Consider the following 15521-nt stretch of genomic DNA (forward strand, 5'->3'; position numbering starts at 1 on the left):
CTAGGATTATGATTTTGAATTTATTCCGCCAGATATTATTGAGGAACGTTTGATGCTATTAAAACGCTTAGGCTTAGCTACTCTGCTAAGTCTTTCTGTCGTAGGCTGTACCACCGCGCCCAATAAGCTTGCGGTGAATACCACTCAAAAGCTCGTGCAGTACGAGCGCAATAAAGCAGACCTTGAGACCAAAGCACTTATGTTAGCTTCAGGCGATACATTGGTTTATACCGAAAATGCTAATATAACAGGCGAGCCTTTATTATTGATTCATGGTTTTGGCGGTGATAAGGATAACTTCACCCGCATTGCCAATCAATTAAAAGACTACCATTTGATCATCCCTGATTTGCTTGGCTTCGGTAATTCTAGTAAGCCAATGGAGGCAGATTATCGTGCGGATGCGCAAGCCACGCGCTTACATGAGTTAATGCAAGCTAAAGGGTTGGCAGCAAGCGTTCATGTCGGTGGTAACTCGATGGGTGGCGCTATTGGTGTGGCTTATGCGGCAAAATATCCGCAAGATGTCAAAAGCTTGTGGCTAGTCGATAGTGCTGGATTTTGGTCAGCGGGTCTTCCTAAGTCATTAGAAGGCGCAACGCTAGAGAATAATCCGCTACTTATTAATAATAAAGAAGACTTTTATAACTTGTACGATTTTGTCATGTACAAGCCGCCTTATGCCCCTAAGTCAGTAAAAGCGGTGTTTGCACAAGAGAGACTCAATAATAAAGTATTAGACGCCAAAGTTTTGGAACAAATCGTCACTGATAATGTCGAGGAACGTGCCAACGTTATTGCTGAATACAAGATTCCAACGCTAGTAGTGTGGGGAGATAAGGATCAAGTTATCAAGCCTGAAACGACTGAGCTGATCAAAGAAATCATCCCGCAAGCACAAGTTATCATGATGGATGACGTCGGTCACGTACCGATGATAGAAGCGGTAGATCAGACGGCGAAAGATTATAAAAAGTTTCGGGCAACGCTTAAAAATAAGTAAGTGACTATTCTTTTACAAGACGCTTTAGTAATGCAAGTGTATCCTCGTTTCTCACTAAAGCGACGCCTTGTCCTACCCACAAGGATAAATGCTCCGCATCGTCATTTTTCGCAGCGTGGGCGCGCATAAACGTAGTCATAGCGTTTAACTGCGGGTAGGGCGGTAATTCATGCGCGCTTTCAAATTGCGCAAAGTCATGCAAATATCCATTTAATAAACCACGCGCAAGCTTGCCTGAAAACAGTCGCGTTAAGCGCGTCTCGCTACTGCGTTTGCCTTGACTGGCATCAAGTAACGCCTGTTTATAAGTGTCATTGATACCGCATTGGTCGGTGGTCAAAAACGCTGTCCCCATTTGCGCCAGCTCAGCACCAGCGGTCTGCACGGCCTTGATGTCCTGTGCCGTCATGATGCCACCAGCGGCAATCAAAGGAATGTCAGTGCAAGCGCGTGTTTGGCTAATCAGCGTTAACAATCCCAATGGATCGCTTTCACTTTGTGACAACCAGCCACCGCGATGACCGCCCGCTTCAACCCCTTGTACACAGACGGCATCTGCGCCAATATCGCTCCATGCTTTCGCTTCCAACGGATGATTGGCCGTACCGATGACGCGTGTGCCTACACTTTGCAGATGCTGAACGTGCTCGGCACTGATAATGCCAAAGGTAAAACTAGCGACAGGAACAGGATTGTCATAGAGCATTTGTAGCTGATCTACGAAGCTCTGTGCAGGGCGCTCGGGTAGCGAAAATTTTATATTTTGCTCGTCATAATACTCAGTTAGCCAATTGGGTATGTCGGTATCAAAGGTACTAGAGTCATACTCAGACAACACCATTAGATTGATCATAAAGGGTCGATCAGTCAGGGTTTTAATCGTATTGATTTGGCTATCCAATACGTTTGGCGTGGTCATACCAGAACCTAATGAACCGAGTCCACCAAAATTACTCACCGTCGCCGCCAGCTCAGGGGTGGTGGCTCCTGCCATTGGCGCTTGGATAATGGGGTAGGTTAAGTTGAGAGTGTTAAGTAATGTCATAACGAGCTTCCTGTTTATTAGGATATTTGCATGACTTACTTTAACAGAGGTAGGCGGTGCGCGTGTTGGATAGTGTTTATTTAGTTGCTGAATAGGAGAGGTGGGTTTTGACTACGAAGTTGTAGTTAAAATATTTGACTACGGTTTTGTAGCTAAGTAGGTATAGTTTATGAAAAGACTACTCTTTAGGGTCAGTAAAAGGGAGTTTATTAGCAGTTTTATCGAAGATACCAATTAGAGGAGCATTATCACCATGCTTTTTATCTAACGTATTTGAAGCGTTCATAGATATAGTTTCAATAGCAGCAGCTAAAAGTTTTTCTAGTAAAGGTTCTTTGTTTTCACTATCAAGTTCTTCTATCTGAAGCTTAAAGCTCTGATAGGACTTAGCCAAAGCTTCCTTATGTGCGTATTCTTGTTTTAGTCTCTCCGCCTCACTTCTTCTTTTAGAAGCAAATATCGCAAACCAGATAATAGGTAGAACAATAGGTAAGCGTTGAAGTAAAAACACGCCTATATCATTGAAAAAATTACGACCATCAGCATTTGATGAAAAATCAGTCAAAAGTAAACTATGTATGGTCAAGGAACCTGATACAAGTAAAAGAAGAAAAAGAGAGACAGTAAAATATTTGGAATATTTTTCTATAGGTTCGTTGAAAGATATACTTAATTCATGATAAGCACTTGCTAATCCAGCACTTGTAGCGCCAGGCAACAGACTTTCAATATTAGATTTTATAACTTTGTATTGATCTGTCTGAGTGGTGATTAAAGAATCTAAGTTATTTTTTCTTTCATTAATTTCAAATTTGAGACCATCTTCTATGTCACCCTCTGCATTAGGTTCCCCAAAAACTTTGTTATGAAAGTCGTCTAATTCATTAAGCTTTATGGATAAATCATCTCGAATTTTTTGGACTTCTATATTTGCAGTAGTTATTAGCTCTTGAGCTTCTTCTATTTTAGACTGTATTGAGCCTTCATCTATCAAAAGAGAACTATAAAAGGCGTCTATCTTAGAGCGTTGTTCGTCGATAGATTCTTCCAGACCTTTCATCTTTGCCTGCAGTGAAGGTTCTTCGTCTGTGCCTACTAAAAACTCATTATGTAACTTCGAAATACTATTTTTATACTCAAGCAATTCATCATTAATCTTTGAAGCAGTACTTACCTTTCCTTTAAGGTGCTTTACTAAATCATTGTTTTTCTCTTTATAAGTCTCGATCTGATTTGTGATATATTTAGTATATTGATTGAAAGCGGGCTTCATCGCTTTAATTTTAGCTAAAGAATCTTGAAAGTAGGGACCAGTTTAGAAAGTAATACATCTACTGAGTTATTAGCTGTTAGAACAGTCGCTTCAGTTTGGTTATTGATAGCTTCTTCGACACTGGCTTTGCAGCTTATACAATGATTTTTACATTCGCTCCATAAGGTTAAAGGAACAAGTTCACTATCAATACTCTTTATAGTCTCATCTATATAAGTTATAACTTTTAATAATCGGGCAAATTCTTGAGTAGGATCAGTTGATTCATTATCGGTATCTACTATAGGCACATCGCAAATTTTATTTACTAACTCTTGCCACTCATTCAAGAAGCTTTCATATTCACTATTTCTATTAGTCATAAAATTCACGCTTATTGAAGCATATAAGTTAATATAACATTAGCATACTAAAGTTTATATATTTAAGTTTGTATTGCTTTGCATGAAATAAAAAAGTCGGTTTTCCAAATGTTCAAAAAGATAATTAAGAAAACCAACCCATTCATCTAATCTTGAAAAAAACTAATATTAACCCTCCGGCGGCCACGGACGACCAGCATCACTCTCAATCCATTCTGCCACATAACCAGTCGGTGGCAACGCCCACTCAGACTGATCCAAAGCCGCCAGCACGCGTGACGTATCGATGACTCTGCCACCTTCGGTAACGCCAGTGCGCAGGATGGCAGAAGAGCACGGCTCACCCTTGACCCACATCGATTGCTCGATATACATCCAACGCGCATCAATGCCGACGATTTTGGTCTTTAGCGTGAGCTTTTCAAAAGCGCGAATACGCTTGCGGTATTGGATAGTACTGCCAGCGACGACCAACCCCCAACGCTGTTTTAAAAGCTGCTTGCCAAGCCCCGTACGTACTGCAAAATCCATACGCCCCAAATCATACAGTGTGAAGACGCGACCATTATTCATCTCCAAGAAGTTATCGATATCCGTCAGGCGACAGCGAAACCGAATCTCACTGGTCTCTTTCAGCGTTAAGGTATTGCCCTTTTTTACTTGCAGCGCGGCATGAGCGATGGTGCTGGCATAACGAATAAATGGATACATAGAGTCGTCTCAAAAGTTGAAAAGTAGAGTTTGGCTTGCCAGATTATTCATGATTAAAACCAACACCAATAGCTTCAAAATACGCACTGACGGTTTCGGGTATCCAATTGATATCAAATCTTGATTTTTTACCGTTATTTTTATTTGTGTTAATTGGTCTTTTCGTTGAAGAGTAGCGCAGATAACCGATATGCCCGCCGTGTTCTGTGTCGATGATGGTAACGCTAGTGGACACATCATTTGGCGTTGCGGTAAAGCCGATAAAAGGGTCATCTTTGGCACTGATTAATAATAAAGGCTTGGTCACTTTAATCAAATAAGGGAGGGCAGAGGAAGATTGATAATAGTGATTGTTAGAGCGGTAGCCATGGCGCGGCGCGGTAAAGATATCATCAAAATCGCTAATACGATTGACCGCTTTGATAGCAGCGATTTCTTCTTTGGTAATGTCATTGGCCAGTGCTTTTTTGATAATAGGATTGAGCAAGTACGGCGTGTAGATGCGATGACTTAAAAAACCATGCATATTGAGCGCGGCCGATGACATATCGACGGGCGCAGAGATCACCGCAGCGCCTTTGCAAATGGCTTTGTCCCCATATTCGCCCATATATTTTGCCAACGCATTGCCACCCAGCGACACCCCAACTGCATATATATTGGCGTATTGCTGACTTAGATTCTGTAACGCGTGATGCACTTCATCGGTATCACCCGCGTTATAAAAAACTCGACCATTAGCAGGAATGCCGCCACAACTGCGAAAATGCGCCACCACAAAGTGCCAGCCCTGAGCGTGCATTTGATAAGCCAACACCCGCGCATAATGACTGTCGCTACTGCCTTCCATACCATGAAACAATACGATTAAGGGCGTCTGTTCAAGCTCATCATTTCCTTCTGATTTGATAGGATGCGCATCATAAAAGTCATAAGCAATATCAGTCTCACCCAATGAGTCTTGCCTCACCATACGACGATAGGTGGGTGCGATTGGTGCAAAAAACTTAGGCAAGATGCTTTGTAGATGCGGATTGGTCAGCCAAAAAGGCGGTTTAAAAGGTTTAGGTTCGAAATGGTTCGGCAGATTGTAGGTTTGCATGGCGTGTTCTTATCGTTAGTTTTAAGAATGAGATTATGATACCGATAGATATAGGGAAAGCCAAAGACTTTCAGTGAACGACTGGTTGCTCAGAATTTTTGATGATTTAAGGGTAAAGTTAAGATTCATCTAACACCCGTCCATCCATCGCAAGGCGTTCTTTTAAGCTGTCGACATCTGCCTCAGCAAGCGTTGCGGTAAGCGTAACTTGCTTACTATAAGTAACGTCATCAATCTTGCCGTGTAGACTCTCGACCACATAGCGGCATTGCGCTTCAGTGGCAAACTCAGCGAGTATCTGCACTTGCGCCATCGGTACATAAGGACTTAATGTCATTTCATCAACCGCTGCTTGTGCCGAGCCTGCATAAGCACGGGTCAGACCACCAGCGCCCAGTTTGATACCGCCAAAGTAACGCACCACGATGATAATGACATTGCCGATAGATTTGTGCTGCAAGACATTGAGTATGGGCTTGCCTGCCGTTCCATTTGGCTCGCCATCGTCATCGAAGCCCGCACTGGTGGTGTTATTGGGATCGCCAATGATGTATGCCCAGCAGTGATGACGGGCATCGGCATATTGTTCGCGCAGCTGTTCCACGTGAAACATTGCCTCTTCACGTGAGGCGACTGGATACGAGTAAGCAATAAACTCAGATTTCTTAATCGTTAAGCGCGCAGTGACCGTACGTTTTAGCGTTTGATAGCTCATATTTCATCAGGTCTAGGTTGAATATGGTAAACTTGTCTCACTTTCACTGTTGTCCGTATTTGGCGCAGTGTTTATTTTATTTTTTATTATAATACCACTTCTCACCATTGAATATAACGTACAAGCTAGGTGTGATTGCTTGTGACGTTGGACTTTGAGGTAGAGTTGGTATCATAAAACGGATGGTAGTTAATAGTATGCGTCTAGACAAATTTATTAGTAAAGCCACTGAGCTGTCGCGCAAAGAATCGAAAAAGATTATGCACGCAGGTGAAATCACAGTGAACGAGCAAGTCGTCAAAGATCCAGGTCTACATGTCGATATCGTCAATGACGAGGTGATGTGGGCAGGTGAGCCACTGTCAGTCGCGGCTGGCAATCGCTATATCTTATTGCATAAGCCTGAAGGGTTTGAATGTACCTTAAAAGCCAAAGAATACCCAATCGTCACTGAGCTGATTGCAGTACCAGAGCTCGGTAGCTTACGTATTGCAGGACGCCTTGATGTCGATACGACTGGGGCGCTCCTTATCAGTGATGATGGCGGCTGGCTACACCGTGTCACCAGCCCCAAGCATGAACATGCAAAAATTTATGAGCTGACTTTAGCCGATGCGATGGATAGCGATGCGCAGGCAAATGCGGTAAAAGAAGTGGCTGAAGGCATCTTATTAGAAGGCGATCACGAAGAAACCAAGCCAGCGATTCTTGAGTTCATCGATGACACGCATGCCCGTTTGACGTTGGAGCAAGGTAAGTATCATCAAGTAAAACGTATGATGGGATATTTTGGTAATAGAGTGACTGAGCTGCACCGCGCTAGCATTGGTCATATTAGCTTAGAAGGTTTAGAAAAAGGCGATAGTCGTTTCTTAACTGCCGATGAAGTTGCCAAATTCTAAGTACTCATCTTATTAAGATTATGGTTTAAAAATAGTCTATTGAATACCATTAGCAGCGCACCAAAAGTTCGCTGCTTTTTGCTGCTCGCTATTTTTGTTAGCTGTCTGTGTTGCCTGTCTCTTAAAGCTGAGTAGCAGTTTTGCAAAATTCAGGCTTTACGCCTTTGCAAGATTCCTTTGCATGCTAAAGTCTGTTTGTCTTTTAAATATATATACTCAAATTATCTTAAAAAAATTATGGTACTAATGATATCAGTTTTTTGCAGCCTCTGTCTGCAACGGCACAGCAAGCAAGAAAAACTGATATCAGTAGTGCATGATGTATCGGCATTACTTTGCTCAGGCTATATTTTTAACTAATACATTTATTTTTATAATAATTTTTATGATCAGAAATGATCATTATTAAAATCAGATAGGACTGTCTCTGTGAAACTCCCTTTATTGAAATCGGCTAGCTCGATTGGCATCTTGGTACTGGCAACGACGGCCTGTGCTCAGCCTAACGCCACTGACGTTATCAGTAAAAACGCGGGTCAAAGTGCTCATAGCGCCGAAAATACGCAAGTGGTTGACACGGTCAGCGCGTCTGTCGACAAGCGGTTGCGCCAAGTTTTAGCGCAAGCAGGCATCAAAACACAAATCACCTCTATCGTGGCATCAAACTTACCCAATATGTATCAGGTTAATTTGGCTGGGCAGTTGCCACTACATATGACTGAAGACGGTAAATACGTCATTCAAGGCGAGCTACAAAAAAACCCAAGCAAGCGGGTAGTGACTAAAACGCTGCAACGTAGTAATAGTGAGCAAATAGGTCAACCCGTTAGTGCGGCGGTTAAATCGGCTATGCTTGCCAATATGGGCGCGCTCAAAAACATGAGTGCCAAAACACCGCTTTTTTACACCGCAGTACCGGGCGTTATTTGGGGTGCAACATTAGAAGGCGTGCCTTTCTTATTATCAGATGATGCCCAGTATATAACTGATGGCGAGATCTCAGTTATCGAAAATGGTCAATTTATGGGTCTCGACACAGCATTTGAAAGCCGCAAAAATCAGTCGGTATTTGCTACTTTAGATGATAATCAGCTGATTAATTATCCAGCCACCACGCCTGAAAAAGCCGTTATATACGTGGCTGACGATGTGAACTGTCCCTATTGCCGTAGACTTCATCAACAACTACCGATGCTGAATGCAAAAGGCGTGACGGTCAAGGTTATTGCCTATCCGATATATGAGCAGTCACCCGAGCAAATGCGGGGTATCTGGTGTCAAGGCTCCGATGCCAGTCGCCGCAAGGCTTTTGATAAAGCCATGCTAAAAGGTGAGATGACACCTGCGCCAGCCAGTTGTAAGGTCGATCCCATCACGCCTAATCGCGACAAGGCTGCTGGCCTCGCGGTGATTGCGACACCCGCTATTTATCGTGAAGATGGTGTACTGTATCAAGCCAGTTTTGAGAGTCCTGAATTTTTAGAGTTTTTAGGTATCGAATAGTCAAATTAACGCAGCCCAGTGTTGTTATTTATTGGGCAGATTACTAGGGCGTGTCCTCATTTTTATTACCATTTTTAAAATGAGAACACGCCCTAGCCTAAATAAGAAAGGGTCAAATATTATCGCGTACTACTGTGATAAATTTTTCTTGCTTGCTGTGCCGTTGCAGACAGAGGCTTCGCAAAATTTATTCCAGTAGCACTGTACCTTTTTATAGAGGATCCGTTATAGATTCAGCAAAAAAAACCGCTTTATGAACATGGCTCATAAAACGGTTTTTTATTCAGGTTAATAAAGATTAATAGCAAGGCTTTGACTATTAGAAGTAGAGGTTAAGGCAGAACGATGTTAACGATTTTCCAGCCAATCAAACCCTCGCGCTGCATCTCTATGGTAAGAGGATAGCCTTTAACTTGACCGCTGATGTTAAAGCAATTCATCCCGCAATAGCTCAGCTTTGGTTTGTCACTGTCCGAGCCTTGCGCGGCTTGTTGCTCAAGTTCAGCCGCTTGTTTTTTCATGATTTGCTTCATTTGGCTTTGAACCACGGCATTCACGTCACCGCGCTGGATGATTAAACTTTGAATGAGGTTTTTTAAGTCAACTTGATTGCTCGCGATTGCCCATGCGGCGGCCAGCTCTTTGGTGGCTGTATTGGCTTGACCTTGGGTATTGATTACTTTTTCGATGTTTTGTGGCGTAATGGCGCCATCGACGGCTTTTACGATAAAGTCATTGGCCGCTTGGGTCAATGGCTCGCCGCCCAGCTCAGCAACTAAAGGATATTTACCCATCGTCGCCGTAAACTGGCTGGTCAATTGGTTTTGAATGCTAGGCCTTACTTGGTCATAGTCGATAGCTGCTGCGATAGTGGCACCATCTTTGGCATCATAAGCATTTTTGAGCTGATAAGCGCTGTAATAAGGCGAACCTGCAAAGACTGCCACGGCAATGACAATCAATAAAACAATCAGCTTCTTCATAACAATCGATCCCTTATCACAAAATTAATGGCTTTGAATATAAATAACCATATTTTAATCTAAGTGTTTAAATAAACACAAATATGGCGATAAATACTAGCATGGCTGATGATTATTACGGTATGAAAACCTTTGTGTATTTCTTAATCAAACCTTTTTGTGCAGAAGAAACCCTCCGGACTCATACTTTCACTTCCTAAGCGCTTGATAAATCATCACACCATCTCCATAAACAGCGCAAACTTTTAATAATTAATTTGGCTAAGCAGCATCCTGCCGTATTCGCTTATAAGATTCATATAATTATCTGCTCGTTCCGTTTGTCATCTACTATGTTTCATGTGAAACCTTTGAGTGCGATGATGGTCGGAATTTAGAAGATAATTGGCTCAAGTTAATGAATCGACTGGCCGGTAGACTGTAAAGACGATAGGAGAGCCCATGAGTAAGCGCGATTTTTATGAAGTATTAGGTGTCAGTAAGACCGCTGACAACAAGGAAGTGAAGCGAGCTTACCGCAAGCTGGCGATGAAATACCATCCAGATCGTAACTCCGATGACCCTGATGCCGAAGATAAATTTAAAGAAGCGTCAATGGCTTATGAAGTATTGAGCGATGCAGAAAAGCGTTCAGCTTATGACCGTATGGGCCACTCTGCCTTTGAGAATGGTATGGGCGGTGGCGGTTTTGGTGGCGGCGGTAATGGTAATTTCCAGGACATCTTTGGCGATATCTTTGGTAACTTTGGCGATATCTTTGGTCAGTCACGCGGTGGCGGCGGTGGTCGTTCGCGCCGTGGTTCAGATCTGCGTTACGTGATTGAGTTGACTTTAGAAGAAGCGGTACGTGGCTGCAAAAAAGAAATCAGCTTTACGGCTCCTGCACCTTGCGATACGTGCCATGGGAAAGGCGCAAAAGACGCCTCTGATGTCGTGACTTGCCAGATGTGTCATGGTCAAGGCCAAGTGCGTATGCAGCAAGGGTTTTTTGCCGTGCAGCAAGCTTGCCCGCAGTGTGGCGGCTCTGGTAAACAAATCAAAAATCCTTGTCCTGATTGTCACGGTAATGGCGTTAAAGACAAGTCACGCACGCTAGAGGTTTCTATCCCAGCGGGTGTCGATGATGGTGATCGCGTCCGTCTAGCAGGCGAGGGTGAAGCGGGCGGTGCTGGCGTGCAAAACGGCGATCTATACGTAGAAGTGCGTGTCAAATCACACAACGTTTTCACCCGTCAAGGTGCCGATCTTTATATGGATGTGCCAGTCAGCATAACTGATGCAGCACTTGGTAAAGAAGTCGAAATCCCAACCTTAGATGGCAAAGTAAAAATCAAGGTGGCTGAAGGCACGCAAAGTGGCAAACTGCTACGTGTACGCGGCAAAGGTGTGACGCCAGTACGCACGACCATGAAAGGTGATTTAATCTGCCGTGTGGTCATCGAGACGCCAGTGAATTTGACGCGCGAGCAAAAAGATCTGCTGCGTGAATTCCAAGATACCTTGGATGGTGATAGTAAGCATCAGCAGTCGCCGCATAAAAAATCTTTCTTCAAAAAGATTGGCGACTTGTTTGACTAATAGCTTTGACTAATAGCGTTTAAAAAAGTCGTTTATGCGTCAAGTTATTTATGTTTAAAGTCGATCCACTATAAAGTAGATAAAGTGCTACTGGGGTAATTTTTGCGCCGCCTCTGTCTGCGAAGGCACAGCAAGCAAGGAAAATTTATCTCAGTAGCGCGTGATAATAGTGGTATCTCTTTTATCTAGGACTGACTATATCTAAATTTAGCCCAAAAGTTTCACATGAAACCTTTGGGCTTTTTATTGGCTGTATAAAAAACCATTGCTCGATGATATTTGCTAAACTTAGGACAAATAGAACTCAAAAATCAGTTTTACTAAAAGTAGCTCCATTAAAAATAAGACCTCTAGGATAAAGATATGAGTCAATCAACAAACGACCAAACCAACGAACAGACAAATAAAGCAACCATCGCTGTCGGTGTGATTGGGGCAGGCGGGCGGATGGGTCGTATGCTCATCGAAGCAGTCAAAGACAATTCGCAGACGACGCTCAATGCAGCAATCGAGCGTCAAGGATCGAGCCTTGTTGGCGCAGATGCGGGCGAAGTTGCGGCTATCGGTCGCTTGGATATAGCGATTGTTGATGATCTAATATCCGTAATCAATGATATCGATGTCTTGATTGACTTTAGCTTGCCGGATGCGACTGAACAAAACATGAAAATCTGTGCCGCGCACAATGTCGCCATGGTCATCGGCACCACAGGATTTAATGAGCAGCAAGAGCAAGTATTGGCCAAAGTGAGTGAGCAAGTTGCGATCGTTTATGCTGGTAACTATTCTACAGGCGTCAACTTATCATTGAAATTGTTAGCAATGGCGGCTAAAGCATTTGGCAATGATGCAGATGTCGAAGTCATCGAAGCCCATCACAAACATAAAATCGATGCACCATCAGGTACGGCGTATATGATGGCAGAAGCAGTGGCCGAAGCACGCGGACAGAATCTAAAAGACGTTGCTGTCTATGGCCGTGAAGGTCAAACGGGCGAGCGCGAGGCGGGAACTATTGGTATTCATGCCATTCGCGGTGGTGAAATCATTGGCGATCATACGGTCATGTTCATTGCTGATGGTGAAGTCGTCGAGATTACCCATCGTGCCCGCGCCCGCATGACCTTTGCTGCTGGTGCGGTACGCGCAGCGACTTGGGTCATGCAGCAGTCAGCTGGACAATATAATATGCAAGATGTCTTGGGTTTAAATGAGTAGTATTTTTTGATTGTTACTCGGTTGGCTTGCTCACCATTAGGAGTGGAACGTGGATAAGTTTAGAGATAACCTGATAGCAACGCTTGGTAGTACGATTAGCGCTATCAAGAGTGCGAGTTATGCGTGCCAAACAGCGTTTATGCTAGGTTTGGTTGTCTTGCCAATCATGGTGCACGCTGATAGTGCTCAGAGCCATTACAAAACCTATGTCATCGATACCTACGGTGGTGAGGCACTACTACCAGCGGTGCGTCAGCAACTGAATACTAGTCGTGACGGTGGCACGGTTGGCACTTATCAAGGCAAACTGATATTGCAGACGACTGCCGCTAATTATCAGACAGTACAACAGCTATTGGCGCAAATTGATCGTCAGCCGCAAGCGCTAATCGTCACTGTGCAAGTGGGTAATAATAGCAGCAGCCAAAGCAATATTCAGCAAGGCCAGATTATTATCAATAATCGAGGCATTAAAGGGTCGGGCATTATCAATCAGAGTAATAGCCAGCAGCAGAGCAATAGCTCATATCAAGTGCAAACCTTGTCCGGTAGCGCCGCCAGCATTAGTACAGGGACGCTTTACTCTTTAACGCAAACTTATAATGGCACCAATTATCCAAATTATAATCGCACCAATTATCCAAATTATAATCGTCCATCAGGACAAATTATTATTCAACAGCAGGTATTGCTGCCAACGACTCAAGGCATTAGCGTGACGCCAAGACTATTGGCGAATGGTCAAATCGAAGTGCAATTATCACAAGTTGAAGAGAGACTGGTGCGATCCAATTCGTCCTACAATGAAAATAGCTTTGGTAACAATAGCATCCAAGGTCAAAGACTGAGTAGCACACTCATTGTGCCACGAGGGCAGTGGACAACTATCGGACAAATCTCTCAAGACTCAGCCAGTAGTGGCAATAGGGCTGTTAATAGTAATCGCTATGTGCCTATTTCATTGTTGATTCAGTAATCAAACAATCAATCAGTTAAGCATAAAAAAGCGCGACACTGATGATACCAGTGTCGCGCTTTTTTATTTATAACCAGTTATTAAAAATCAATCAATGATTGAAAACTAGTCAACGTAAACCACTTCTAATGGCGGAAAACCATTGAACTCAATTGACGAATAAGAGTTGGTATAAGCGCCAGTGGTCAGCCAAAAGATTTTATCACCAATCTCCAGCTCTTGTGGTAGCTGATAACCCGCTTCTTCATACATGATATCGGTCGAGTCACATGTTGGACCTGCCAATACTACCGTACCTTCGCTGGTTGAGGTTTCCATTTTTGGTGTATAAACAGGATACTTGATGGCCTCACCCAAGGTTTCTATTAAGCCTTGGAACAATCCCACATCGGTATATACCCAGCGCGTCAAATCCGTATTTGATTTACGAGAAATCAATACCACGTCACTGACTAGCACGCCTGAACCACCGACCAACGACCGACCCGGCTCAAGAATAATCTCAGGCATGTCTTCGGCATGATAGTCATCCGTCAGATAACGATTGATTTCTTCTGCATAGACTTTTATGGGGTTCACTTCACTGATATAGTTGGCTGGAAAACCGCCACCCAAGTTAATCATTTGTAGCTTAAGGTTTTCTTCATTTTTCATCCAGTCAAACATATATTTGACCTTGGCTAACGCATCATCCCACGCGGCAACGTCTTTTTGCTGACTGCCCACATGGAACGAGATGCCGTAAGGCACCAAGCCCAAATCACGGGCTTGAATCAATAGCTCAATCGCCATATCAGGATGGCAACCAAATTTGCGAGACAATGGCCATTCAGCAGTATCTGACCCTTGTACCAAGATACGTACAAATATTTTTGAACCGGGCGCGTATTTTGCGATGTTTTTTAAATCTGCTTCTGAATCGGTCGCATACAGATCAATGCCTTTCTCAAACGCATATTTGACGTGTTCGGCTTTTTTGATGGTGTTGCCATAAGAAATACGAGATGGCTCAACGCCGCAGTCTAGTACGCGATCAAGCTCATAAATCGAGGCGCAATCAAAGTTTGAGCCAAGATCAGCCAATAGATCGATGACTTCGACAGCAGGACTGGCCTTCATCGCATAATGAATTTTGGCATTCGGAAAAAAACCAACCATTTCATGATATTTCGTTTTAATACGGCTTAGGTCTACCACCAAAAGTGGTGTCTCGCGGCCTTCAGCTGCTTTGGTGAATTTCTGCCAGCCGGCAGGGTCAAAATATTGGTCGATTTTGATCATGGACATGGTAGTAAACCTTTAATAAAAATATATGTTAGAGAATACAAGCTTGCGTCATAGCCCTATTTTAGCGTCAGATCGTTACCATAGTGCGTCATAAAGCTATGGAAACTAAGTTTATGCGATGATCGGCTTATGCAATGATCGGCTCATGTGACAATCGGTTTATGTAACGCTCGGATTAAAAGCTAAGCACATTAAGAATTGGTTGGCTGCGGCTGCTTATCAGCAGATTGTTCGCCTTGTTTTTCACGTATTTTGATGACTTTACGCACTTTGTCGCGAGCACGAGTTTGTTTCAAATGTGATAAATAATCGACGAATATAACCCCATTTAGATGATCCATCTCATGCTGAATACATACTGCTAGTAAGCCTTCAACGACTTCATCAATTTTTTCACCATTCTCATCTAACGCCTCGATACGCACTTTATTAGGACGTTCAACCTTATCGTAGACATCAGGTACCGATAAACAGCCTTCTTCGTAAGCCTGTTTTTCTTCTACCAACGGTGTCACTTTTGGGTTAATAAAAACCCTTGGACTGTCTTTATCTTCAGATAAATCCATGACAATGAGCTGAATGTGACGGTCAACCTGACTGGCAGCCAAACCGATGCCTTGTGCATCATACATGGTCTCAATCATATCAGCGATTAAGGTTTTGATTTCAGCAGTCACTTCCTTGACAGGCCTTGCAATGGTGCGCAGGCGCGGGTCTGGATAATTTAAAATAGGGAGTAATGCCATAATGCTCACCTCAATGATAAGGATAAAATAGGGTTGGTATTATAAGATAAATGGGGACAAAAGTAATGCTTATCAATACTTTCCCCTCTATATCAGTTGATGACTTTGAAATATTGC

Annotated in this window: 15 protein-coding genes; 6 read left to right on the forward strand and 9 right to left on the reverse strand. The window is 43.3% G+C overall.

The window, feature by feature from the left end:
- Window positions 1-52 precede the first annotated feature (52 nt).
- The gene (locus JMX48_RS08270) at window positions 53-1003 is read left to right on the forward strand and encodes an alpha/beta hydrolase (RefSeq protein WP_201536544.1); all 951 of its coding nucleotides are present in this window, start codon (window positions 53-55) and stop codon (window positions 1001-1003) included.
- A gap of 4 nt (window positions 1004-1007) precedes the next feature.
- Here JMX48_RS08270 and JMX48_RS08275 read toward each other — a convergent pair whose 3' ends face one another.
- From JMX48_RS08275 to JMX48_RS08300, 6 genes are all read right to left on the reverse strand, one after another.
- On the reverse strand, window positions 1008-2048 hold the full coding sequence (locus JMX48_RS08275) for an NAD(P)H-dependent flavin oxidoreductase (RefSeq protein ID WP_201536547.1): 1041 nt from the start codon (window positions 2046-2048) through the stop codon (window positions 1008-1010).
- Window positions 2049-2226: 178 nt separating this feature from the next.
- The gene (locus JMX48_RS08280; RefSeq protein WP_201536550.1) at window positions 2227-3321 is read right to left on the reverse strand and encodes a hypothetical protein; all 1095 of its coding nucleotides are present in this window, start codon (window positions 3319-3321) and stop codon (window positions 2227-2229) included.
- Between the two features lie 14 nt (window positions 3322-3335).
- Window positions 3336-3683 (reverse strand): hypothetical protein, encoded by a 348-nt coding sequence (locus tag JMX48_RS08285; protein ID WP_201536552.1) that lies wholly within the window; start codon window positions 3681-3683, stop codon window positions 3336-3338.
- Window positions 3684-3851: 168 nt separating this feature from the next.
- Entirely contained in the window at window positions 3852-4394 is a 543-nt protein-coding gene (locus JMX48_RS08290; RefSeq protein WP_201536555.1) for an acyl-CoA thioesterase, read from the reverse strand.
- 43 nt (window positions 4395-4437) lie between these two features.
- Complete coding sequence (locus JMX48_RS08295) at window positions 4438-5496, reverse strand: YheT family hydrolase (protein WP_201536558.1); 1059 nt, start codon at window positions 5494-5496, stop codon at window positions 4438-4440.
- Between the two features lie 118 nt (window positions 5497-5614).
- A complete protein-coding gene (locus tag JMX48_RS08300) occupies window positions 5615-6211 on the reverse strand; it encodes a YigZ family protein (protein ID WP_201536561.1) in 597 nt (198 codons plus the stop codon).
- A gap of 197 nt (window positions 6212-6408) precedes the next feature.
- Between JMX48_RS08300 and JMX48_RS08305 the strand changes: the two genes are divergently transcribed.
- On the forward strand, window positions 6409-7113 hold the full coding sequence (locus JMX48_RS08305; RefSeq protein ID WP_201536564.1) for a pseudouridine synthase: 705 nt from the start codon (window positions 6409-6411) through the stop codon (window positions 7111-7113).
- Between the two features lie 429 nt (window positions 7114-7542).
- Window positions 7543-8616 carry a disulfide isomerase DsbC N-terminal domain-containing protein gene (locus tag JMX48_RS08310; protein ID WP_201536567.1) on the forward strand — a complete coding sequence of 358 codons (1074 nt, stop codon included), beginning with the start codon at window positions 7543-7545 and terminating at the stop codon, window positions 8614-8616.
- A 332-nt stretch (window positions 8617-8948) separates the two neighbouring features.
- Here JMX48_RS08310 and JMX48_RS08315 read toward each other — a convergent pair whose 3' ends face one another.
- Complete coding sequence (locus JMX48_RS08315) at window positions 8949-9599, reverse strand: DUF2939 domain-containing protein (protein ID WP_201536570.1); 651 nt, start codon at window positions 9597-9599, stop codon at window positions 8949-8951.
- A gap of 441 nt (window positions 9600-10040) precedes the next feature.
- On the opposite strand from JMX48_RS08315, the gene dnaJ reads away from it, so the two are divergent.
- The 3 genes from dnaJ (at window position 10041) to JMX48_RS08330 (ending at window position 13371) form a co-directional block, all read left to right on the forward strand.
- Window positions 10041-11177, forward strand: a complete 1137-nt coding sequence (gene dnaJ, locus JMX48_RS08320; RefSeq protein ID WP_201536573.1) for a molecular chaperone DnaJ — start codon at window positions 10041-10043, stop codon at window positions 11175-11177.
- 363 nt (window positions 11178-11540) lie between these two features.
- On the forward strand, window positions 11541-12395 hold the full coding sequence (gene dapB / locus JMX48_RS08325) for a 4-hydroxy-tetrahydrodipicolinate reductase (RefSeq protein ID WP_201536576.1): 855 nt from the start codon (window positions 11541-11543) through the stop codon (window positions 12393-12395).
- 49 nt (window positions 12396-12444) lie between these two features.
- Complete coding sequence (locus JMX48_RS08330; protein WP_201536579.1) at window positions 12445-13371, forward strand: hypothetical protein; 927 nt, start codon at window positions 12445-12447, stop codon at window positions 13369-13371.
- A 105-nt stretch (window positions 13372-13476) separates the two neighbouring features.
- On the opposite strand, the gene JMX48_RS08335 is transcribed toward JMX48_RS08330, so the two are convergent.
- Together JMX48_RS08335 and def are read right to left on the reverse strand one after the other, a co-directional pair.
- Window positions 13477-14652: a type III PLP-dependent enzyme gene (locus JMX48_RS08335; RefSeq protein ID WP_201536725.1), complete on the reverse strand. Its 1176-nt coding sequence runs from the start codon at window positions 14650-14652 to the stop codon at window positions 13477-13479.
- A 197-nt stretch (window positions 14653-14849) separates the two neighbouring features.
- The gene (gene def, locus JMX48_RS08340; protein ID WP_201536582.1) at window positions 14850-15404 is read right to left on the reverse strand and encodes a peptide deformylase; all 555 of its coding nucleotides are present in this window, start codon (window positions 15402-15404) and stop codon (window positions 14850-14852) included.
- Window positions 15405-15521: the final 117 nt, after the last annotated feature.

It is taken from the genome of Psychrobacter immobilis, assembly GCF_904846225.1.
In the GTDB taxonomy this organism is placed as follows: Bacteria; Pseudomonadota; Gammaproteobacteria; order Pseudomonadales; family Moraxellaceae; genus Psychrobacter; species Psychrobacter immobilis_F.

Bases quoted from the DNA above. Each gene is read 5' to 3' on its own strand.
- def (WP_201536582.1), bottom strand. From the start codon at position 15,404: ATGGCATTACTCCCTATTTTAAATTATCCAGACCCGCGCCTGCGCACC.
- dnaJ (WP_201536573.1), top strand. From the start codon at position 10,041: ATGAGTAAGCGCGATTTTTATGAAGTATTAGGTGTCAGTAAGACCGCT.
- JMX48_RS08315 (WP_201536570.1), bottom strand. From the start codon at position 9,599: ATGAAGAAGCTGATTGTTTTATTGATTGTCATTGCCGTGGCAGTCTTT.
- JMX48_RS08280 (WP_201536550.1), bottom strand. From the start codon at position 3,321: ATGAAGCCCGCTTTCAATCAATATACTAAATATATCACAAATCAGATC.
- JMX48_RS08270 (WP_201536544.1), top strand. From the start codon at position 53: ATGCTATTAAAACGCTTAGGCTTAGCTACTCTGCTAAGTCTTTCTGTC.
- JMX48_RS08290 (WP_201536555.1), bottom strand. From the start codon at position 4,394: ATGTATCCATTTATTCGTTATGCCAGCACCATCGCTCATGCCGCGCTG.
- JMX48_RS08295 (WP_201536558.1), bottom strand. From the start codon at position 5,496: ATGCAAACCTACAATCTGCCGAACCATTTCGAACCTAAACCTTTTAAA.
- JMX48_RS08305 (WP_201536564.1), top strand. From the start codon at position 6,409: ATGCGTCTAGACAAATTTATTAGTAAAGCCACTGAGCTGTCGCGCAAA.
- dapB (WP_201536576.1), top strand. From the start codon at position 11,541: ATGAGTCAATCAACAAACGACCAAACCAACGAACAGACAAATAAAGCA.
- JMX48_RS08300 (WP_201536561.1), bottom strand. From the start codon at position 6,211: ATGAGCTATCAAACGCTAAAACGTACGGTCACTGCGCGCTTAACGATT.
- JMX48_RS08275 (WP_201536547.1), bottom strand. From the start codon at position 2,048: ATGACATTACTTAACACTCTCAACTTAACCTACCCCATTATCCAAGCG.
- JMX48_RS08285 (WP_201536552.1), bottom strand. From the start codon at position 3,683: ATGACTAATAGAAATAGTGAATATGAAAGCTTCTTGAATGAGTGGCAA.
- JMX48_RS08335 (WP_201536725.1), bottom strand. From the start codon at position 14,652: ATGATCAAAATCGACCAATATTTTGACCCTGCCGGCTGGCAGAAATTC.